Source organism: Microbacterium sp. C5A9 (genome assembly GCF_022627955.1).
Lineage (GTDB): Bacteria > Actinomycetota > Actinomycetes > Actinomycetales > Microbacteriaceae > Microbacterium.
On record NZ_JABXGD010000002.1, the window covers coordinates 147,743 to 168,461 of the forward strand.

At 69.0% G+C, this 20,719-nt stretch carries 18 protein-coding genes; 12 read left to right on the forward strand and 6 right to left on the reverse strand.

Going from position 1 to position 20,719, the window contains the following annotated elements:
• Window positions 1–14: 14 nt before the first annotated feature.
• From atpD to HWD99_RS03890, 6 genes are all read left to right on the forward strand, one after another.
• Window positions 15–1,469, forward strand: coding sequence for a F0F1 ATP synthase subunit beta (gene atpD / locus HWD99_RS03865; RefSeq protein WP_194764264.1), 1,455 nt, complete (start codon window positions 15–17; stop codon window positions 1,467–1,469).
• A 2-nt stretch (window positions 1,470–1,471) separates the two neighbouring features.
• A complete protein-coding gene (locus HWD99_RS03870; RefSeq protein WP_056308253.1) occupies window positions 1,472–1,732 on the forward strand; it encodes a F0F1 ATP synthase subunit epsilon in 261 nt (86 codons plus the stop codon).
• 75 nt (window positions 1,733–1,807) lie between these two features.
• Window positions 1,808–2,554 carry a YaaA family protein gene (locus tag HWD99_RS03875; RefSeq protein ID WP_241794932.1) on the forward strand — a complete coding sequence of 249 codons (747 nt, stop codon included), beginning with the start codon at window positions 1,808–1,810 and terminating at the stop codon, window positions 2,552–2,554.
• Between the two features lie 118 nt (window positions 2,555–2,672).
• On the forward strand, window positions 2,673–3,503 hold the full coding sequence (locus HWD99_RS03880; RefSeq protein WP_241794933.1) for a large exoprotein: 831 nt from the start codon (window positions 2,673–2,675) through the stop codon (window positions 3,501–3,503).
• Between the two features lie 275 nt (window positions 3,504–3,778).
• On the forward strand, window positions 3,779–4,576 hold the full coding sequence (locus tag HWD99_RS03885; RefSeq protein ID WP_241794934.1) for a PP2C family serine/threonine-protein phosphatase: 798 nt from the start codon (window positions 3,779–3,781) through the stop codon (window positions 4,574–4,576).
• Between the two features lie 57 nt (window positions 4,577–4,633).
• Window positions 4,634–7,390 carry an FtsK/SpoIIIE domain-containing protein gene (locus tag HWD99_RS03890; protein WP_241794935.1) on the forward strand — a complete coding sequence of 919 codons (2,757 nt, stop codon included), beginning with the start codon at window positions 4,634–4,636 and terminating at the stop codon, window positions 7,388–7,390.
• Window positions 7,391–7,421: 31 nt separating this feature from the next.
• On the opposite strand, the gene HWD99_RS03895 is transcribed toward HWD99_RS03890, so the two are convergent.
• The gene (locus HWD99_RS03895) at window positions 7,422–8,417 is read right to left on the reverse strand and encodes an asparaginase (RefSeq protein ID WP_241794936.1); all 996 of its coding nucleotides are present in this window, start codon (window positions 8,415–8,417) and stop codon (window positions 7,422–7,424) included.
• A gap of 82 nt (window positions 8,418–8,499) precedes the next feature.
• Between HWD99_RS03895 and HWD99_RS03900 the strand changes: the two genes are divergently transcribed.
• Window positions 8,500–8,994: an OsmC family protein gene (locus HWD99_RS03900; RefSeq protein ID WP_241794937.1), complete on the forward strand. Its 495-nt coding sequence runs from the start codon at window positions 8,500–8,502 to the stop codon at window positions 8,992–8,994.
• Window positions 8,995–9,033: 39 nt separating this feature from the next.
• Here the strand turns inward: HWD99_RS03900 and HWD99_RS03905 are convergent, their stop codons facing one another.
• Window positions 9,034–9,813, reverse strand: coding sequence for a 1-acyl-sn-glycerol-3-phosphate acyltransferase (locus tag HWD99_RS03905; protein WP_241794938.1), 780 nt, complete (start codon window positions 9,811–9,813; stop codon window positions 9,034–9,036).
• 123 nt (window positions 9,814–9,936) lie between these two features.
• Between HWD99_RS03905 and HWD99_RS03910 the strand changes: the two genes are divergently transcribed.
• Together HWD99_RS03910 and dxr are read left to right on the forward strand one after the other, a co-directional pair.
• Window positions 9,937–10,926, forward strand: coding sequence for an FKBP-type peptidyl-prolyl cis-trans isomerase (locus tag HWD99_RS03910; RefSeq protein ID WP_241794939.1), 990 nt, complete (start codon window positions 9,937–9,939; stop codon window positions 10,924–10,926).
• A gap of 37 nt (window positions 10,927–10,963) precedes the next feature.
• Complete coding sequence (gene dxr, locus HWD99_RS03915) at window positions 10,964–12,046, forward strand: 1-deoxy-D-xylulose-5-phosphate reductoisomerase (protein WP_241794940.1); 1,083 nt, start codon at window positions 10,964–10,966, stop codon at window positions 12,044–12,046.
• Between the two features lie 52 nt (window positions 12,047–12,098).
• On the opposite strand, the gene HWD99_RS03920 is transcribed toward dxr, so the two are convergent.
• The 3 genes from HWD99_RS03920 to HWD99_RS03930 form a co-directional block, all read right to left on the reverse strand.
• Entirely contained in the window at window positions 12,099–13,721 is a 1,623-nt protein-coding gene (locus tag HWD99_RS03920) for a Mur ligase family protein (protein ID WP_241794941.1), read from the reverse strand.
• A 91-nt stretch (window positions 13,722–13,812) separates the two neighbouring features.
• A complete protein-coding gene (locus tag HWD99_RS03925) occupies window positions 13,813–14,472 on the reverse strand; it encodes a YcnI family protein (protein WP_241794942.1) in 660 nt (219 codons plus the stop codon).
• Between the two features lie 93 nt (window positions 14,473–14,565).
• A complete protein-coding gene (locus HWD99_RS03930) occupies window positions 14,566–15,141 on the reverse strand; it encodes a hypothetical protein (protein ID WP_241794943.1) in 576 nt (191 codons plus the stop codon).
• A gap of 82 nt (window positions 15,142–15,223) precedes the next feature.
• Here HWD99_RS03930 and HWD99_RS03935 point away from each other — a divergent pair, with 82 nt between their 5' ends.
• Window positions 15,224–16,534: an RIP metalloprotease gene (locus tag HWD99_RS03935; RefSeq protein WP_241794944.1), complete on the forward strand. Its 1,311-nt coding sequence runs from the start codon at window positions 15,224–15,226 to the stop codon at window positions 16,532–16,534.
• A gap of 28 nt (window positions 16,535–16,562) precedes the next feature.
• On the opposite strand, the gene HWD99_RS03940 is transcribed toward HWD99_RS03935, so the two are convergent.
• On the reverse strand, window positions 16,563–18,446 hold the full coding sequence (locus tag HWD99_RS03940) for a chorismate-binding protein (protein WP_241794945.1): 1,884 nt from the start codon (window positions 18,444–18,446) through the stop codon (window positions 16,563–16,565).
• Between the two features lie 252 nt (window positions 18,447–18,698).
• Here HWD99_RS03940 and ispG point away from each other — a divergent pair, with 252 nt between their 5' ends.
• Together ispG and HWD99_RS03950 are read left to right on the forward strand one after the other, a co-directional pair.
• Window positions 18,699–19,829, forward strand: coding sequence for a flavodoxin-dependent (E)-4-hydroxy-3-methylbut-2-enyl-diphosphate synthase (gene ispG / locus HWD99_RS03945; protein WP_241795430.1), 1,131 nt, complete (start codon window positions 18,699–18,701; stop codon window positions 19,827–19,829).
• 4 nt (window positions 19,830–19,833) lie between these two features.
• On the forward strand, window positions 19,834–20,712 hold the full coding sequence (locus HWD99_RS03950; RefSeq protein WP_241794946.1) for a hypothetical protein: 879 nt from the start codon (window positions 19,834–19,836) through the stop codon (window positions 20,710–20,712).
• The last annotated feature ends 7 nt before the right edge of the window (window positions 20,713–20,719 follow it).

A 20,719-nucleotide genomic window follows, 5' to 3' on the forward strand; every position in this document is an offset into this window, starting at 1 on the left:
GGAAAGAGACGAAAATGACCACCACCGCCACGGCTGACCAGCCGGCGACCGCGGTCGTCGGGCGCGTCGCACGCGTCAACGGTCCGGTTGTCGACATCGAGTTCCCGCACGACTCGATCCCCGACATCTACAACGCGCTGAAGACCACGATCGTCATCGGCGAGGAGTCGACGGAGATCACCCTCGAGGTCGCTCAGCACCTCGGCGACGACCTCGTTCGCGCCATCGCACTGAAGCCGACCGACGGCATCGTCCGGGGCCAGGAAGTCCGCGACACCGGTGAGGCCATCTCGGTCCCCGTCGGTGACGTCACCAAGGGCAAGGTCTTCAACGTGATCGGCGAGGTCCTGAACCTCGAGCCCGGCGAGACCATCGAGGTCACCGAGCGCTGGCCGATCCACCGCAAGGCTCCCAACTTCGACCAGCTCGAGTCGAAGACCACGATGTTCGAGACCGGCATCAAGTCGATCGACCTTCTGACGCCCTACGTTCTGGGTGGAAAGATCGGTCTGTTCGGTGGCGCCGGTGTCGGAAAGACCGTCCTCATCCAGGAGATGATCCAGCGCGTCGCGCAGGACCACGGTGGTGTGTCGGTGTTCGCCGGTGTCGGTGAGCGCACCCGTGAGGGCAACGACCTGATCCACGAGATGGAAGAGGCGGGTGTCTTCGACAAGACGGCCCTCGTCTTCGGCCAGATGGACGAGCCGCCGGGAACGCGTCTTCGCGTCGCCCTGTCGGCTCTGACGATGGCGGAGTACTTCCGTGACGTGCAGAAGCAGGACGTTCTGCTCTTCATCGACAACATCTTCCGCTTCACGCAGGCCGGTTCCGAGGTCTCCACGCTGCTGGGCCGCATGCCCTCCGCCGTGGGGTACCAGCCGAACCTCGCCGACGAGATGGGTCTCCTCCAGGAGCGCATCACGTCGACCCGTGGCCACTCGATCACCTCGCTGCAGGCGATCTACGTGCCCGCCGATGACTACACCGACCCGGCTCCGGCGACCACGTTCGCCCACCTCGACGCCACCACGGAGCTCTCGCGTGAGATCGCGTCGAAGGGTCTGTACCCCGCCATCGACCCGCTGACCTCGACGTCGCGCATCATGGACCCCCGCTACTTGGGCGAGGACCACTACCGCGTCGCCACCACGGTCAAGCAGATCCTCCAGAAGAACAAGGAACTGCAGGAGATCATCGCCATCCTCGGTGTCGATGAGCTCTCCGAAGAGGACAAGATCGTCGTGTCTCGTGCACGTCGCATCCAGCAGTTCCTCTCGCAGAACACCTACATGGCCAAGAAGTTCACGGGTGTCGAGGGTTCGACCGTCCCGCTCAAGGAGACCATCGAGTCCTTCGATGCGATCACCCGCGGCGACTTCGACCACGTGGCCGAGCAGGCCTTCTTCAACGTCGGTGGCATCTCCGACGTCGAAGAGCAGTGGGCGAAGATCCAGAAGGAGAACGGCTGACCATGGCGCTGCATGTCAGCCTCGTCTCCGCGGATGCGGAGGTCTGGACGGGAGAGGCGAGCCTTGTGGTCGCCAAGACCGTCGAGGGTGAGATCGGTTTCATGACCGGCCACGAGCCCGTCCTGGCGATCCTCGCCCAGGGAGAGGTCCGCATCACGCAGACGGATGGCACCAAGGTGCTCGCCAACGCACAGGACGGATTCCTCTCCATGGAGAGCGACGTTCTGACGATCGTGGCAGGCAACGCGGCTCTCATCGCCTGAGCAGTTCAGTTCATCGCGTCCGCCTCGACATCCTCCCGGGTGTCGAGGCGGACGCGTCTGTATGACCGAGGTTCCATGAAGATTCTGCTCCCGCCCTCCGAGACCAAGCGCCCGGGCGGCGCTGGTGCCCCTCTCGAGCTGGAAGCGCTCTCTCTCCCCGGCTTGCTCAACGAGCGTCAGGCTGTGGTGGATGCCCTCATCGAGCTCGCCGCTGACGAGGAGGCCTCACGCCGCGTGCTCAAACTGAGTGCCAAGCAGGCCGGTGATGTCGCGCACAATCGCGCCCTCGCCGTCTCTGCCACGATGCCGGCGGTCGATCGCTACACAGGCGTTCTCTATGACGCTCTCGATGCCGCGACGCTGTCGCTCGCTTCGCGCCGGTGGCTCTCGAACCATGTCTGGATTCATTCGGCCCCCTTCGGTCCGATCGGGGCGCTCGACCCGATCCCGACGTACCGTCTCGCGGCGGGTGTCTCGCTGCCGGGCGTTCAGGCGCTCCGCAGGCACTGGTCCGGCGCGACGAGCGCTGCGATCGCTGCCGAGGAACCAGACTTCGTGCTCGATCTGCGCAGCGAGGCTTATGTCGCCCTCGGACCCGTCCCGACGTCCGTCCCCTCCGCTTATGTGCGGGTCGTGACCGAGCACGGGCGTGCGCTCAACCACTTCAACAAGAAGTCCAAGGGGCTGCTCGTTCGGGCGCTCGCGGAGGACCACCCGCGGATCCGCTCCCGAGGTGCGCTTCTGAGCTGGGCGCACGAGCGGGGAGTCGTGCTGAGGGATTCCGCCGACGACTCCGTGTGGGAGCTCGTCGTCTCCGAGTGACGGTGCTCGCCGCGCGAGTGTCCGCCCGCGGCATGGGTCGTTGCTCGTCATATCGGCGCACCGCTATGGTGGGTGACGCGGCGCGCACGGCGCCGCTCCATCGGATCCGGAGGGGATCATGTACGACGATTACTACGGTTACGGCGGGCTCTCGGGCGGCGCTCTGGTCGCCCTGATTCTGCTTTATACGGTCTTGCCTCTGGCCATCTACGCGATCTACTCATGGTTCTACATGAAGATCTTCGAGAAGGCAGGCGTGCAGGGCAAGTGGCGCGCGTGGGTGCCCGTGTACAGCTCGATGATCTTCTACAAGCTCGGTGACCTCAGCCCCTGGCTGCTGCTCTACGTTCTCGGCGGTTCTCTGGTCGGTGCGATCATCCCGTTCCTCGGCTGGTTCCTGATCCTCCCGATCGTCGCGATCGCCGCCAGGATCCTCGACCTGATCGCGGCGTGGCGCGTCGGACTGAAGCTCCAGAAGGACGCCGTCTGGGTGATCCTCTACTTCTTCCTGCCGGTCGTCTGGCTCGGCATCAACGCCTTCGACAAGTCCCGGTGGAACCCGAACATCGCGCCGGCGTCGTGGTCGGCGAACAAGCTGCTCGCCGACACCACCGTGTGGCAGGGTGTTCCCGTGCAGCCGCGTCCTGCAGCTCCTCAGGGCTACGGTGCGCCTCAGGGCTATGGTGCTCCCCAGGGGTATGCACCCCCGGCTCCGCAGGGATACGCTCCGCCGGCCCAGCCGGGCTACGCGCCTCCCGCAGGCCCCGCGGCTCCGCAGGGCCCCGGTGTCCCACCGGCAGCCCCCTCGGCGCCTCCGGCCGGGCCGCAGGTCCCGCCGGCTCCACCGGCACCTCCGTCGGCACCGCCGGCTGCTCCACCGGCACCTCCGTCGGCGCCGCCGGCTGCTCCGCCCGCGCCTCCGACGGACCCGACTCAGCCTCCCGCCTGATTTTCGACACAGAGCCCCCGACCTCGGTCGGGGGCTCTGTGCGTGCGTCGATCCGGTGGAGAAGTGCGACGAGAGTGGCCGAAGGCGATAGCGTGGGTGCATGGTCACCTCGCAGCGCCGTGACGGCGCACCCGGTCTGCCCGCGTCGGCCACAGGTTCGAGGCGCTCTCACCCCGTCGACGGGACCGGTCACAGCAGAACCGCGACGTCGGCTGCTCTGCCGATGACTGGGTATGCTGGGGCCGCCCGGTTCGAGGGCGATTCGGAGGCGACGCGTGTCTGAGACGACGACGAAGACCCACAGCATCACAGTGTCTCAGAGCGCACTGACGGTGTCCTGGGCCGGGGTGACCGACGTGGGTCGCCGCCGCGAGACGAATCAGGACGCATACCTCGCCGCGTATCCGCTGTTCATCGTCGCCGATGGGATGGGCGGGCACGCCGGAGGCGAGATCGCGAGTTCCAGCACGGTGAAGCGGCTCGAGGCGGTCGCCGCTGCAGGTAACGTCGAGCGCGCCTCGATCGAGGGAGCCCTCGAGCTCGCCGTCGCCGACATCGCAGACCATCCGGAGACCACCGACGAAGGCACGGGCACCACCCTCACCGGGATCTTCCTCGAGTTCTCCGACGGAGAGCCGCACTGGGTCTCGCTCAACATCGGTGATTCACGGGTGTATCTGCTTCGTGATGATCGACTCGTCCAGGTGACGACCGATCATTCCGTCGTGCAGGAGCTCATCGCCTCGGGCAAGATCAGCCCCGAGGAGGCCGAGGGGCACCCGTACAGCAATGTCATCACCCGTGCTGTCGGAGCCAGCGAGCTCACTGCCCCCGACTACATGGCGCTCGATCTCCGGGCAGGCGACCGATTCGTGATCTGCTCCGACGGCCTCACGAAGGAGCTCACCGACTACGGCATCCAGCACTTCCTGCGGGAGAACGCCGATCCGGCCGATGCGGTCGACGCGATGCTGGCTGCCGCCCTCGAGAACGGCGGGCGCGACAATGTGACCCTCGTGATCGTGCAGGTCGCTGAGGAATCCTCCTCCACATCGGACGACGAAGAGGCTTAAGGCTTCAGAAGCTGTGGACGCGTGCCGCGCGCTCCCGCGGTGCTGTCCACTGGGAGCATGGACTCCCTTCCGATCGCCGTCCCTCCGGCCCCTACCGATCCCCGCCGCCCCCCGATCCCGATCGTCGCGGCTCTCGTGCCGGTCGCTGCCGGGGTCGCGCTCTGGCTGATCACGGGCTCGATCTACGCGCTCTGCTTCGCGGCGCTCGGCCCTCTCATGGTCTTCGCGTCGCTCATCGACGGCGCGCGCGCTCGGCGGCGGGCTCGGCGCGACGCTGCGGCCGACGGCGAGAAGGCATGGGCCGATGCTGAGCTCGAGCTGACCGCGCGACACGACGAGGAGCGGGAGAGGCGTTGGCACCGGAACCCCGATGCAGCAGTCTGCCTCGCGCAGCCGCCACTGCGGGGCGGTGAGCGGCCCGACGGGGCGACGGATGTCGTCGTCGGCAGCGGTGCCATGCCGAGCGGCCTGCGAGCGTCCGGAGGGGACAGCGAACGAGAACGCGATTTCCTCCGCCGATGCGGCACCATCGCGGGCGTCCCGATCACGGTCCCGCTGGGTGGCGGAATCGCGCTGAGAGGACCTGAGCCGATCGTCGCGGCGGTCGCGAGAGCGCTCGTCGTTCAACTGTGCCTGAGGTTCGGTCCGCGACACCTGGCTCTGGTGGGCGAGGCCGCCTCGGAGATCGGCGTGAGCGGCTTCCCTCATCTCCGCGCATCCCGGGGCGGGGCGTTCCGTCTCGGGCTCGTCCGAGAGGGGGGTGCTGCGCCGGACTGCGACGCCGCGATCTGCCTGCTGACGACCGGTGCAGAGGTGCCCGAAGGCGTCACGACGGTCATCGATCTGCAGCAGCTGAGACACGCGACGGTGCGGACGCCCCAGGGCGTCCTCGACGTCGATGCGGAGGGCGTCTCGCGTGCGCAGGCCGAGGCCGCGGGGGCGAATCGTGCCGGCGATGCCGACGGACTCGAAGTGCTGCCGGATGCGGTCGCACTGTCGGAGCTGACGCAGGCTGCGTCGCCGTTGGGGCTCCCCGTGACGATCGGGCGAGGGGATCGGGACACGATGGTGCTGGATCTCGTCGATGACGGACCTCACGCGATCGTGACCGGAACGACCGGCGCCGGCAAGAGCGAGCTGCTGGTGACATGGGTGACGGCGATGGCCACCGCGTACGGCCCTGATCGCGTCCTGTTCGTCCTGGCGGACTTCAAGGGCGGCACGGCGTTCGAACCGTTGCGCGCGCTGCCTCAGGTCGCTGCTGTGATCACCGACCTCGACGAAGACGGTGCTCGACGAGGCGTCTCCAGTCTCGGTGCCGAGCTACGCCGACGTGAGTCGGTGATCGCTGCCGCCGGAGCTCGTGACATCGATGGCGTCGAGATGCCTCGGCTCGTCATCGTCGTCGACGAGTTCGCGGCGTTGCTGCAGGAGCACACCGAGCTCGGCGGCGTCTTCACGGACATCGCGGCGCGGGGTCGGGCGCTCGGCATGCATCTCATCATCGGCACCCAGCGTGCCTCGGGTGTCATCCGGGACGCCCTCGCTGCCAACTGTCCGCTGCGACTCAGTCTGCGAGTGAGCGATGCGGCGGACAGCAGGCTGGTGCTCGGCACCGAAGCGGCGTCGGAGTTGCCCGGCGGCCTCGAATCCCGCGGGATCGCCTTCCTCCGGCGCCCCCGTGACCAGGAGCCGGTGGCAGTGCGCGTCGCGCTCACCGGAGCGGGCGACCTCCGGGGAGCCGCGCTGAAGTGGTCCCACGAGAGTCGGGCCGTGAGTCCGTGGCTGCCGGCGCTCGCGCAGCTCATCCCGATCGAGGAGATCGCCGATGCGACGCCCGAGGAAGCGCTCGTGTTGGGTCGTGCCGACGATCCTCAGCGTCAGTCCCAGCCGCTCGAGGTCCTCAGACCGGGAACGGACCGTGGCTTGGCGATCCTCGGCGCACCCGGCAGCGGCCGCACCTCCGCACTCCGGATGCTCGCGGTGCAGTCGTCAGATGCGCTCTGGATACCCCGTGACGCGGAGTCCGCGTGGGACGCCGTGACGGGGCTCGTCGAGCGGACCCGCGTCGCGCCGAGCCTGGTCCTGTGCGACGACATCGACGCGCAGATCGGCGATCTGCCGATCGACCACGCGCAGCACCTCGCGCAGCTCTGGGAGCAGCTGATCCGCGGTTCGGTCGCGACGACGTTCGTCCTCACCGCATCGAGAGCGTCAGGGCCGGTCGGACGCATCCTCGACTCCCTGCCGCGCCGTGCTCTTCTTCGCATGCCGAGTCGCGTCGAGCATCTCGCGGCCGGCGGAGACTCGCACACGTTCGATCGTGAGCGTCCCGCCGGTAGGGCGGTGCTCGGCGATCGCGAGGTGCAGCTGGCCTGGACCGCGGTCGATCGCTCCTCGCCGGGTGCGCCGATCTCGGAGGCCGGGGGAGAGCAGGAGCCATGGGCACCGTCGACACGGGTGACTGCCCTCGTCACGACCGGAGCGAGAGCGGTGGCCGAGTCCCTCGCCGCCGCTCACCCGTCGTGCGCGGTCGTGATCGCTTCCGGACAGCACACCACGACCGACGGCATCGACCGTCCGGTCATCGTCGTCGGAGAGGCCGAGACCTGGCAGCGGGATTGGGCCCTGTGGCAGCATGTCCGCAGCGAGGGGGAGGTCCTGATCCGTGCAGAGAACCCGGTCGAGCTCCGCCAGCTCGTCGGTGTGCGACAGCTCCCGCCTTACGCCAGGCCGCACGCGGGGCGCGCGTGGTCGCTCCGTGACGACGGTCTGCCGCGGCGTGTCGTGATCCCCGCTCTCGCGCCGCGATGAGAGCGCGCGTCGTTCGGTCGCCGTGTCGGCGTCAGATTCCGCTTCCGGGGCGAATGGTGCCGACATCCTGGCCACCGCCGAGGACTTCGAGGGGCAGTGCGGTCGCGAGCGCGGCGACATCCGCCTCGCTCAGGGCGCCTGCCCTGGACAGCAGCGTCGCCGCGACGATCGTCGACGCGCGCGAGGCGCCATCCAGCATCTTGAGTGCGACCGTCGTGCCGTTCGGGGCGACCATGACCATGACCCCCTCCGCGCCGCCCTTCGCGAACACGCCGAGCTTCTCGATCGCGATCGAGTCGGGGCGACCAAGGCCTTCGATGGTCCAAGGGTGCTCGCGTACCGCTCGGACGAGAGACCCTGCCACACGATGGAGCGCGAACGGCGAACGATCCGATGCGGTGCCGATACGGTGGATCGCGCGCGCGAGCCCGGTCAGGGTGAGCGCATACACGGGGGCGCCACAGCCGTCGATCGCCGTGTGCGCGATCTTCTCGCCGGTGAGGCGCTCGATGACCTCGCGAATGTGCGCCTGCAGCGGATGAGTGACATCGAGGTAGCCGTCGGTGGGCCATCCCGTCGCGACGCAGGCGCGCAGCATCGCGGCGTGCTTGCCCGAGCAGTTCATCCGGATGCGCGCCTGCGCCACATGCTCGCGCACCATCTCGTCGCGCGTCGCGGTGTCCGTGGGCCAGGCGGGCGGGCAACCGAGGTGATCCTCGGTCAGACCGCCTTCGGTGAGCATGTCTCGCACGACCGATGCATGGCGATCCGTGCCGGTGTGGCTCGCCGTCGAGAGGGCGAGCTGCTCGCCCTCCAGCACAGCCCCTGCGGTGATGCATGCCACGGCCTGCAGCGGCTTGAGGCTCGAGCGGGGGAGGATGAGCGCGTCTGTGTTTCCATGGCGGGCGATGACATCCCCGTCTGGAGAGAGGACCACGGCCGCTCCGGCGTGGCGCGATTCGACGAATCCGCTCCGTTCGACGACGGCGAGTTCTACGGCATCCTGCACGGTGAGAGTTTCCAGCACCAGCCAAGGATACCGTCGACCGGCCTCACCTCCGGAGCGGCGTCGGCATCGGCACGACGGCGAGGGCTGGCAGACTGTCTTCATGGCAGACCGTCACCCGGCTCTCGGCGAGCACCACTACTCCCTCACCTCGACCTGGACCGGGAACACCGGCACGGGGACCAGCGGCTATCGGGACTATCGCCGCGATGTCACTCTCGACGTCGACGGCAAACCGCGCATCCTCGCCTCTGCGGACAAGCCCTTCCGAGGCGACTCGACGCGATGGAACCCCGAAGACCTTCTGCTCGCGTCGCTCTCGGAATGCCACCTCCTGTCCTACCTGCATGCGTGCGTCACGGCCGGCGTCGTCGTGGTCTCCTATCGCGACACCGCGACGGGGTATATGCGAGAGGACGGCGCCGGCGGGGGAGCATTCGTCGAAGTGCTGCTCCACCCCGAGGTCGTCGTCTCCGACGCCTCGATGATCGAGGCGGCCGAGCGGGCGCACGCACAGGCGAACGAGTGGTGCTTCATCGCGAACTCGATGAACTTCCCCGTGCGTCACGAGGCGACCGTCACCGCGCAGATCGCGTGAACGCCACGCAGATCGCGTGATCGCTGGGAGGTGGCGTGCTCAGCGCCGCTCGTGCGGCAGCACCTGCTTGATCTTCTCGATCGCGTTCTGGGCGGGCGCCTCGTTGTAGGAGCCGGCGAGTTCCTGACCCGACAGCGCGTGAATGGCCGCCATGATCTCGTCGGTCGCGAGTCGGCGTGCGCGACCGCTCGTGGCGGGACCGTGGGGCGAGAGGTCCAGCGGCTCGCCGAAGCGCACGGTGATGCGCTCCTTCAGCGTCGGCATCTTCGCTCCGACCGGCATCACCTTGTCGGTGCCGATGAGCCCCACGGGAACCACCGGCGCTCCTGTCTGCAGAGCGAGGAACGCCACGCCGGTGCGCCCCTTGTAGAGACGCCCGTCGGTCGATCGCGTTCCCTCCGGGTACAGCGCCACCGCGAGTCCCTCGTCGAGGAGCTGGCGCTGGAGGTCGAGGGCGTCGAGCGCCGCCTGTCCTGCACCGCGACGCACCGGGATCGCGCCGATCGACTCGAAGAAGGTCTTGCTGAGCCAGCCGCGGGGGCCGGTGCCCTCGAAGTAGCTGGACTTCGCGAGGAAGTGCGCGGGGCGCGGCGCAGCGACCGGGATCGCGATCGAGTCGATGAACGACAGGTGATTGCTGGCGAAGATGACGGCTCCCTCGCGGGGCACGTTCTCACGCCCCTCGATTCGCGGTCGGTAGATCAGGCGTGCGAGCGGCGTGATGAGGCTGCGGCCGAGCGCGTAGGCGAACCCGGCGTGACGGGGCTTCGCAGTCTCTGCGGGCGAGGATTCGGGCTCCACGGACTGCTCTGACGTCATCAGAGCAGATTACCCCCGGATCCATGCCGGACCGGGAATGAAGACCCTGCGCGCGTCTCCCAGCCTCGGCAAAGGCCGATGCGAGATGATGGTGTGTCCCGCCCGCGATCCTGAGGTCTCACTGTGCGCAAGCGTCCGCTCATCGTCCTGTCCACCGTCGCCGCGGCGACCCTTCTCCTTGCGGGGTGTTCCGGCAGCGCGACCCCCGAGTCGACCTCGACCCCCGGAGCGTCGACCGACGCATCATGTCTCGCGGATCTGCCCTCGGGTGCAGGCTCTGACGCCGTGTCCGTCGAGGGCAGCGGCGCATCCGCCAAGATCACCGTTCCGGAAGGGACCGACCTGGCCCAGGCCGAGCGCACCGTGGTCACCGAAGGAGACGGCGACGAGCTGCTCCCCGGCGACTTCGTCTCGCTGCGCTACCAGCTCGTGGACGCCACGACCAACGAGGTCCTCAGCACGTCGGAGCGCGGCCCGGACGGAGTCCTGCCTGCTCTGCTCGCACTCCAGCAGTCCCAGCAGATGGTCGACCCCACGCAGTCGACCGTCTTCACCGTGGCCGCGGAGTGCCTTCCGGTCGGGTCGAGCGTCGTCCTGACGCTGCCCTCCGCCCAGGAGGGCGCGAACCCGAGCGTGCTCTACGTCGAGACGATCGAGAAGCTTCCCACCGTCGCGACGGGCACCGAGGTCGACGCGACCGAGGGCATGCCGACCGTCGAGCTCGACGACTCCGGAGCGCCCACGATCACCCTTCCCGACGGCGATGCGCCCGCCGAGACCGAGGTCGCGGTCCTCAAGGAGGGCGACGGCGAGGTCGTCGCATCCGGCGACCTCGTCACCGTGCAGTACCGCGGGGTGAAGTGGTCGGACGGCAGCGAGTTCGACTCGAGCTGGAGCCGCGACGCGGCACCGGCGCAGTTCCAGACCACGAGCGTCGTGACGGGATTCAAGACCGCTCTCGAAGGGCAGAAGGTGGGATCCCAGGTCGTCGTGACGATGCCTCCGAAGGACGGCTACGGCGAAGGTGAGATCAACGAGAACGACCTCGTCGGCGAGACCCTCGTATTCGTGGTCGACATCCTCGGCACCACCCCCCTCGAGCAGGTCCAGTAGCGCCGGGCGAGCCGGGGGCGTGCCATAGGCTGGCGGCATGCGTCGCATCATCGTCCTCGGCTCCACCGGCTCCATCGGCACTCAGGCACTCGACGTCATCCGCGCGAATCCCCGTCGATTCGAGCTCGTGGGTCTCGCAGCCGGCTCCAACGCGGAGATGCTCGCCGAGCAGGCCGCGGCCTTCCAGGTGGTGGACACGGCCCTCGGTGCGGCAGAGGCCGAGCAGCTCGTGCGAGATGTCGATGCCGACGTGGTGCTCAACGCCATCACGGGATCGATCGGGCTCGGTTCCACCCTCGCGGCGCTGAAAGCCGGACGCACCCTGGCGCTGGCGAACAAGGAGTCGCTGATCGTGGGCGGCGAGCTCGTGCTCGCCGCAGCGAAGCCCGAGCAGATCGTGCCGGTCGACTCGGAGCACTCGGCCATCGCGCAGGCTCTGCGCAGCGGCACGCACGCCGAGGTCCGGCGCCTCGTCGTCACAGCGTCCGGAGGTCCGTTCCGCGGCCGCACACGCGAGCAGATGTCCGACATCACTCCGCAGGAGGCGCTGGCGCATCCGACCTGGGACATGGGGCGGATGGTCACGACGAACTCGGCGACCCTGGTGAACAAGGGCCTCGAAGTGATCGAGGCCCATCTGCTGTTCGACATCGCCTACGACGACATCGACGTCGTGGTGCACCCCCAGTCGATCGTGCACTCGATGGTCGAGTTCGTCGACGGATCGACCATCGCCCAGGCTTCGCCGCCCGACATGCGTCTGCCGATCTCGCTGGGGCTCGACTGGCCCAACCGCATCGGTGGTGTCGGACGTCCGCTCGACTGGACCACCGCGACATCGTGGACGTTCGAACCCCTCGACGACACCGCGTTCCCGGCGGTCGATCTCGCGAAGTCCGTCGGCCGTGCGGGTGCGACCTTCCCCGCGGTGTACAACGCCGCCAACGAGCAGGCCGTCGACGCGTTCCACGAGGGCCGGCTGTCGTTCCTCGCGATCGTCGAGACCATCGCGAGGGTGATCGACGCGCACGAGCCGCCACAGAGTCTCACGGTCGAGTCGCTCGCCGAGGCCGAGGCCTGGGCGCGCCGCACGGCCGATCAGCTGATCGCCCGGGCCTGACCCAGCGCCGGGTCTGACCCAGGCTCGAACGGACGTGCCGTCGCGCCGCCTCTCAGTCCTCGTCGGCGTAGGGCACCGGCCATCGCGACTCCGGAACGGGCCACCCGGCGGCGCGCAGTGCGCGTCGTGCCAGCTCGCGGGCGGAGTACGGAGTGCGGACGCCGCGGATGTCGCGGTAGTCCTGATGCCCTGGGCCGGCCCAGAGAATCGCGTCTCCCTCGCCGACGAGACCGATCGCTGCCACGATGGCGGCCTCCGGAGGGGAGAACTCGTGGATCTCGGCGTCCGGACGTGCTTTCCTGGCGCCGTCGACGAGGGTCGCTCGGATGGAGTCCGGATCCTCGAAACGCGGGTGGTGGTCGGTGACGACCAGGATGTCGCTGCCTTCGACCGCAGTGCGAGCCATGTCGTACCGCTTCGTCGCGTCCCGGTCGCCGTCCGCACCGAAGAGCATCAGGACCTTTCCCGGGGTGACGCGTCGCACGGCGGCGAGCGTCTTCTCGAAGGCATCGGGGGAGTGCCCGAAGTCGACGAAGACCGCGGGGCCGGTGTCGCCCGAGACGAGCTGTGTGCGCCCGGGAAGGTACGCGCGGATCCCGCCGTCTCGCTCGAGCGCGGTGACGATGCGCTCCCACGCGTAGCCGCCCTCGAGGAGCATGACGATCGCGAGCGCCGCGTTCGCCGCCATGTGGGGCCCGATCACCGGGACGACGGTGGTCAGGGATCCGGCCGGGCCGGTGAGGGTGAACGTGGTTCCCGTCGTGCGCTCATCATCGATGACGACGACCCAGTCGGCTCGTGAGGCGGCCTCGGGATCCGCGGCGATCGACGGGGTCCCGACCGTGACGATCGGGATCTCCGCGCGTTCGACGACGGTCGCGCCCGAGACGGAGTCGACGCACACGACCCCTCGCGTGGCGCGGTCCGGGCGGAACAGCGGCAGCTTCGCCTCGAAGTACTCCTCCATGTCGGCGTAGTCGTCGAGATGGTCGTGGCTGAGGTTCGTGAAGCCGGCGACGTCGAAGTGGATGCCGTCGACACGGTGTCGCGACAGGGCCTGCGCGCTGACCTCGACGGCGACGGCCTCGACGGCACGCTCGCGCATCAGCGCGAGGAGGGCGTGCATCTCGGACGCTTCCGGAGTCGTGAGCCGGGAGACGATGACCTCTCCGGCGATATGACGCTCGGCGGTGGAGGAGAGGCCGGTGACGACGCCCAGCTGGTCGAGGATGCCCTCGAGCAGGTGGGACACGCTGGTCTTGCCGTTCGTGCCGGTGGTCGCGAAGAGCAGGGGGAGAGAGTCGTCGGCACCCGTGCCGTAGACCCAGGCGCTGAGCGCGCCCAGCACGCCGCGGGGGTCGTCGACGATCAGCAGGGGAAGCCCCGCAGGGGCGGCGATCTCCGCACCGGCATCATCGGTGATGATCGCGACGGCGCCCTTCTCGGCGGCCGCGGCGGCGAATTCGGCGCCGTGCCTGTTCACACCCCGGATCGCGACGAAGGCCTCTCCGGCGCGGAGATCGGCCGTGGCGAGGGTGATCCCCGTCACGGCGACGCCGGTCAGATCGCCGCGGACGTCGCGGGCGAATCGGGATGCGAGTTCGGACAGCTCACGCCGGGGCGGGTTCGCGGGGCGGAGCACGGGAGGCAGGCTCGGTTGTTGTTCAATCGACATGTCTCTTCCATGATCTCATGACGGCCGCACGCAATCCGGGTGCGGCGCGTCTCCCGACCGGTCGTATCGAGCGGGAGACGCGCCGCCAGGGTCACGCCCGCCGGCGGAACGCGAGGACGGACACGACCAGCGCGGCGACGCCGGCGACCAGACCGCTCGCGCCGAGCACGGTGGGCAGGACGTCGGGTGCCGTCGCGTCGGCTGCAGTGGACTCGTCGCTCGTGTCGTCGGTGTGGGCCGCGTGCTCCTCGCCTGCGGCTCCGACGGTCACGACGGGGGCCGGGGACTCCAGATCATGCGGGTCCTCGCCGTCCTCGGCCAGCTGGGTCCATTCGGTGCTGCCCTCGGCGCAGGTCTGGATCACGGGGAAGGCGAGCGTGGCGGGAGTGCTCTCGTCGAGGCCCACCGACATGCTCACCGCGCCGCGGAGGTCGGTCGGGACCGGAGCGACGGCGGTGTAGGTCACGGTGTCGACGAGTCCGTCCGCACCCCGTTCGATGCCGATCGTCCAGTCGCTGTCCATGGTCGGTGCCACCGAGGCGAGTCCGTCGGGCATCATGATCGTCAGGGCCGTGGTGGGGGAGCCATCGCAGCCGTGGGCGAACGAGAAGGTGAGCACGCCGTGCTCTCCGGCAGCGAGTGCGTCGGGGGTGACGCTCACGTGAGCGCTGGCCATGGCAGGCACGGCAAGCGCGAGGATCGCGCCGCCGACGATGCCGGTGGTCAGGGTGCGACGGGTGGTGGAACGCATGGGGAACTCCTGGTGTCTGATGTGCGGGCGCGCATGTGTGCGCGGCGTCCGCGGGTAAGGGGGGCAGCCTCGATGGGGAGGCGACGCGAGAAATCAGACCAGGGCAGGAGGGCCGCGCCGCGAGACCGACGAGGAGAGAGCGTGGGCGACGGGCCGCGGTGCGGAGAAGACAGGGAGCGCGAGGGGGTCATGCGTCGGGCGGAACGGCGAGGTCGCGCGGCGGAGGTACGCCTCGACCCACCCCGCGACGGCACGCACCATGGACTCGCCGTGCCAGAGTGCTGCGGTCGTCAGTACAGCGGCGACCAGGTGCCCGAGCAGCATCACCGCGTCCGGCGCCGTGGCGGAGGCGGCGACGGTGCCGAGCGCACTGAGATCGAGATGATGCTGGTGTCCCGACACCACGGTCCCGCCGGTGGGGGCGCCCAGCGCCTGGAACGCCGTGTGGAATAGCGTCTGGCTCACCGCCACGGTCGCAGCGACCCGGAAGCGCGATGCTCGCCCTCCGAGGAGAACCGCGGCGAGCGGCACGAGGAACGATGCCATCGCCACGACCAGGAGGGGGTGCGGAGCGGGCCCGCCCGCCACCGTGTGCGACACCGCGGCGAGGGTCGTGGCCACCGCCGATGCCGAGGCCGCGCGCAGGAGTCGCAGCTGGCGGGAGGTCACCGATCCAGCCTACTGGTCGGGCGCGGATGCCCCCGGCCCGCCATGGGGCGTATTCCTAGGCGGCGAGCACTAGCGTGGGGGAGTGGAAATCCTGCTCTACCTGGCCGGCATCCTCTTCATGCTGATCGGCCTCGGTATCTCGATCGGCCTGCACGAGGTCGGTCATCTCCTGCCCGCGAAGCTCTTCGGCGTGCGCGTCGGCCAGTACATGATCGGCTTCGGGCCGAGACTGTGGTCGAAGCGCATCGGCGAGACGGAGTACGGATTCAAGATGCTGCCGCTGGGCGGCTTCATCTCGATGTCGGGCATGTACCCCGCCTCGAAGGGGGCGGGCCCCGCGAGCGGCGTCTTCCGCTCGCTCGTGCAGGATGCGCGGGCAGCCAACGACGAGACGATCGCGGAGGGCGCGGAGGACAGGGTCTTCTACCGTCTCCCCGTGTGGAAGCGTGTGATCGTCATGCTCGGCGGACCGCTCATGAACCTCATCCTGGCGGTGGTCATCTTCACGGTGCTCGTGTCCGGGATCGGAGTGCAACAGGGCACCACGACGATCGCGGCGGTCAACGAGTGCGTTCTCCCGGCGGACTCCACGGCCACGGAGTGCGCTGCCGATGACCCGCTCACGCCGGCTGCCGCAGCCGGGATCGAGCCCGGCGACGTGCTGGTGTCGATCGACGGTCGACCGGTCGCGACGTTCGCCGAGGCGACCGCCATCGTCCAGGCGGCTCCGGGCGAGGAGCTCGACCTCGTCGTGCGCCGTGACGGGGTGGACACGGATCTGACCATCACCCCCGTCGAGGCCGAGCGCACGCTGACGGATGCCAGCGGGCAGCCGCTCCTCGACGACGACGGCGAGCCGGTCGTGAAGCAGGTCGGCTACGTCGGGATGGCCGCGCAGATGGGCTTCGTCCCGCAGCCTCTCTCCGCCGGACCCCAGATGGCGGGCGATACCGTCGCCCGCGTCGGGTCGATGATCCTGACTCTCCCGGTGCGCATCTGGGACGTGGGCGTGTCGTTGGTCACCGGGAGCGAACGGGATCCGAACGGGCCGCTGAGCGTCGTGGGCGTCGGGCGGATCGCTGGCGAGGTCGCCGCCACCGATGCTCCGGTGCTGAATCGCTTCTCGGTGCTTCTCGGACTGCTCGGCTCACTGAACGTCGCGCTGTTCGTGTTCAACCTGATCCCGCTGCTGCCTCTCGACGGCGGCCACATCGTCGTCGCGCTGTGGGACGGCATCCGCAGAGCGTGGGCGAAGCTGTTCCGTCGTCCGCCGCCCGCGCCGGTCGATGCCACCAAGCTCGTTCCGCTCACCGTCGTCGTCGCGACGCTGCTGATCGCGATGGGGGCGCTGCTGCTGCTCGCCGACCTGTTCAATCCGGTCGACATCTTCTGAGGCCGAGCCCGGGGCTCTCCGCCCGCCTTCAGGCGAGCGCGTGGGTGACCAGGCGCTCGAGGGTGCGGATGCCGTCGCGGGACAGGATCGACTCGAGGTGGCCCTGAATCGACGCGAAGTGCTCGCCCCGCAGTGCGTACACATCGCCGGTCGTCGGGTCGGCGGACACCTCGGCGGATCCGACCGACACCGTGCCTGGTGCGACGCGGGCGGTGAACGTGTTGTAGAAGCCGATCGATGCGTCCTCGCTGAACACCGGCACGCCCTTCTGCAGGCCCTGGTGCGGCGCGTCCAGCGGAGCGAGGTCGATCCCGAGGCGGTGGCTGAGGATCTGGTGGCTCAGACAGACCGCGAGCAGGGGTGCCCCCGCGTCGACGCGTCGCGCCACGACCTGCCGCATCCGCTCGATGCGCTCGCTGGTGGCATCCCGCGGGTCGCCGGGGCCCGGTCCGGCGACGACCAGGTCGGCGGCGTCGAGCTCGGCATCGGCCGTCTCCTTCCACGGCCTGATCGTGACGTCGAGGCCCAGGTGCCGGAGCTGGTGGGCGAGCATCGTCGTGAAGCGGTCCTCCGCATCGACGACCACGGCCGAGCGCCCGGCGAAGGGACCGGTGAAGTCCTCGCCCTGTGGGTTCAGCCAGAACTCGGCGAGGCGCGAGTTGCGTGAGGCCAGCAGCGCCTCGACAGTGGGGTCGTCGGCGAGCGACTGGGGCGCAGCGGGCGCATCCGCGTCCTCGCGCGCCTCGGCAGCGCTGTCGCGGTCGATCGCCCCGATGGCTCCGAGCACGCCTGCGGCCTTGCCGTGCGTCTCCGACACCTCGCCGTGCGGATCGGAGTGGCGCACGAGCGTCGCGCCGACGGGAACGTTCAGTGATCCGTCGCGGAGATACACGGTGCGGATGAGGATCGGCGCGTCGAGATCGTGACCACCCTCGTCGTTGGGCGTGAAGAGCGCGGCGACGCCGGAGTAGTACCCGCGCGGCTTGGTCTCGTGACGGCGGATCACCGCGCACGCGTTCTGCATGGGGGAGCCGGTGACTGTCGGAGCGAACATCGTCTCGCGGAGGATGTCACGGGGATCCAGCGCGCTGCGCCCGCGGAGCATGTACTCGGTATGCGTGAGACGCGACATCTCCTTCAGACGCGGGCCCGTGATGCGTCCGCCGTCCGAGCAGACGGCGCTCATCATCTTGAGCTCCTCGTCGACGACCATGAACAGCTCCTCGGTCTCCTTCGTGGAGGAGAGGAAGTCGACGAGAGTCTCCTTCGTCGCTCCGCCCGCGGGGTGGCGGAAGGTGCCGGAGATCGGGTTCATCGTCACGATGCCGCCTCGGGCGACGACGTGCGCCTCGGGGCTGGCGCCGACCGCGATGTGCCCTGGTGTCACGACCGCGAAGGTCCAGTACGCACCGCGCTCGTGCGTGAGCAGAGCACGGAACCAGGTGAGCGCGGCCACGCGGTCATCCACGTCGATCTCTGCGGTGTAGTCGCGGCGGATCACGAAGTTGGCACCCTCACCACGACCGATCTCCTCGGCGATCACTGTCTCGACGATCGAGGCGTACTCGTCGTCGGCGATGTCGAAGCCGCCGTCGCGCAGGGGGACCGGGGTCGACGGAAGCGCCTCGAGGAGTGCGGGGGTCGGAAGCGCGAGGTGCTCCTCCACCACGACGCAGCGCAGCGGGGCGCCGTCGTCCTGTGCGACGAACCCCCGTTCGCGGACCTGGCGGTACGGCACCATCGCGAACACCTCGCGCGGTGCGCCGTCGACGGTGAGCGGGATGTCGGCGAGCAGATCGACGTCGACGACCTCGCCGGTGAGCAGCTCGACGGTGTCGGCGCCGTCGCGTGCGATCAGCACGAACGACGCCGTGGGATCTGCTGCGAGCTCGGCAAGACGTGAGAGGGTCATCGGTGTCTCCTGTGCGTGGCTCCGGCTCGGCTCAACGAAAAGACCGCCCCGGAGGCGGTCTGGATTCGTGGGAACGCGAACACACCGCCTAGAAGGCGGGCCACCAGGTGAAGTTCGCGAGCATGGGCTGAAAACTATCACACCGGCGGGTGCCCGCCCGGTCGCATGACGGTGCGATGCGCCCCGCACGGCATCCAGCCCTCGTGCATCCAGGCGGCGTAGGCTGGGGGTGTGCCAGCAGTGAATCTTGGGATGCCGAAGGTCCCCGAAGTCCTCGCCCCGCGACGCAAGTCCCGCCAGATCAAGGTGGGCAAGGTGCTCGTCGGTGGCGACGCCCCGGTGACGGTGCAGTCGATGACGACCACGAAGACGACCGACATCAACGCCACGCTCCAGCAGATCGCCGAGCTGACCGCATCGGGATGCGAGATCGTCCGCGTGGCCGTCCCGCACCAGGACGATGCCGACGCGCTCAAGATCATCGCGATGAAGAGCCAGATCCCGGTGATCGCCGACATCCACTTCCAGCCGCGGTACATCTACACCGCGATCGACGCCGGATGCGGCGCCGTGCGGGTGAACCCCGGCAACATCCGCGAGTTCGACGGCAATGTCGGCAAGATCGCCGAGGCGGCCAAAGCGGCAGGTGTCTCGCTGCGCATCGGTGTGAACGCGGGATCCCTTGACCGCCGCATTCTCAGCAAGTACGGCAAGGCGACGGCGGAGGCGCTCGTCGAGAGCGCCGTCTGGGAGGCGTCGCTGTTCGAGGAGCACGACTTCCACGACTTCAAGATCTCGGTCAAGCACAACGATCCGATCGTCATGGTGAAGGCGTACCGTCAGCTCGCCGAGCGCGGCGACTGGCCCCTGCACCTCGGGGTGACCGAGGCCGGCCCCGCCTTCCAGGGCACGATCAAGAGCGCGACCGCGTTCGGCATCCTCCTCGGCGAGGGCATCGGCGACACGATCCGCGTGTCGCTCTCGGCGCCCCCTGCCGAAGAGGTCAAGGTCGGGCACCAGATCCTCCAGTCGCTGAACCTCCGCGAGCGCAAGCTCGAGATCGTCTCGTGCCCGTCGTGCGGACGTGCGCAGGTCGATGTGTACACGCTCGCCGAGAACGTGACCGAGGGACTCAAGGACATGACCGTGCCGCTGCGCGTCGCCGTCATGGGCTGTGTCGTGAACGGTCCCGGTGAAGCACGCGAGGCGGACCTGGGCGTCGCCTCGGGCAACGGCAAGGGGCAGATCTTCGTCAAGGGCGAGGTCATCAAGACGGTGCCCGAGGCCGACATCGTCGCGACGCTGATCGAAGAGGCGAACCGCATCGCAGCCGAGATGGGACCTGAGGCGCCGCTCGGCACCGCTCAGGTCGTCACGGTCTGAGCGCGTGACGACCCCCACGACATCGTCGACGGTCGTGTCCTTCCCGGGAGGCGACGTCACCGGCTCGAGCACGGTCTCCCGTGTCGAGTCGACCCCGAGGGGAACCGTCGTGATCGTGGACGCGACCCCGTTCCATCCGGTGGACCACACATGGCCCGATCAGCCCGGCGACAGCGGCGAGATCGCCCGCGACGGAGAGCGCATCCGCGTCTCGGAGGCCGTGATGGCCGCGGTGTCTGCCGAGGGCGAGTTCGCGGTCGGATCGGACATCCCCGTGAAGCGCGGTGGTGAGGGATGGACCTGGCTCGTCGGGCATCCGATCGACGGTGACGCGCCGAGCTGGCTCGTCGACGGCGCTCGGGTCGAGCTCTCGGTCGACGGTCCGCGGCGTGCCGGCCTCAGCCGAGGACACACGGCCTGCCACCTCGCGTCCCTGGCTCTCGATCTCGCCCTCGCCGACCTGTGGCGAAAGGACCCGGGGTCCGATGCTCTCGGCAACCCGAACTTCGAGTCCCGAGCGAATCAGTCCAGCCGCATCCATGAGGACGGCGCCGTCGACGAGTACCGGCTCGGCAAGAGCCTGCGCAGAGCAGGCTTCGACACAGAGGGCTTCGCCTCGACACTCGCGGCACGCGAGGAGGCGATCAACGCGCGATTGGCCGACTGGGTCGCCTCGCGCGCGACGAGCCGGGTGATCACCGACGGACCGACGATCGTGGACCGCCGCAGCTGGCACTGCGAGCTCCCGGACGGCACGGCGGAGATCCTGTGCGGGGGGACCCACGTCGCATCCCTGTCGGAGTTCGTCTCGATCTCGGTGACGTTGGATCTGACCGACCCACAGCTTCTCGTGATGACCACGACGGCCGTTCCCGCGGCCTGAGGGGCTC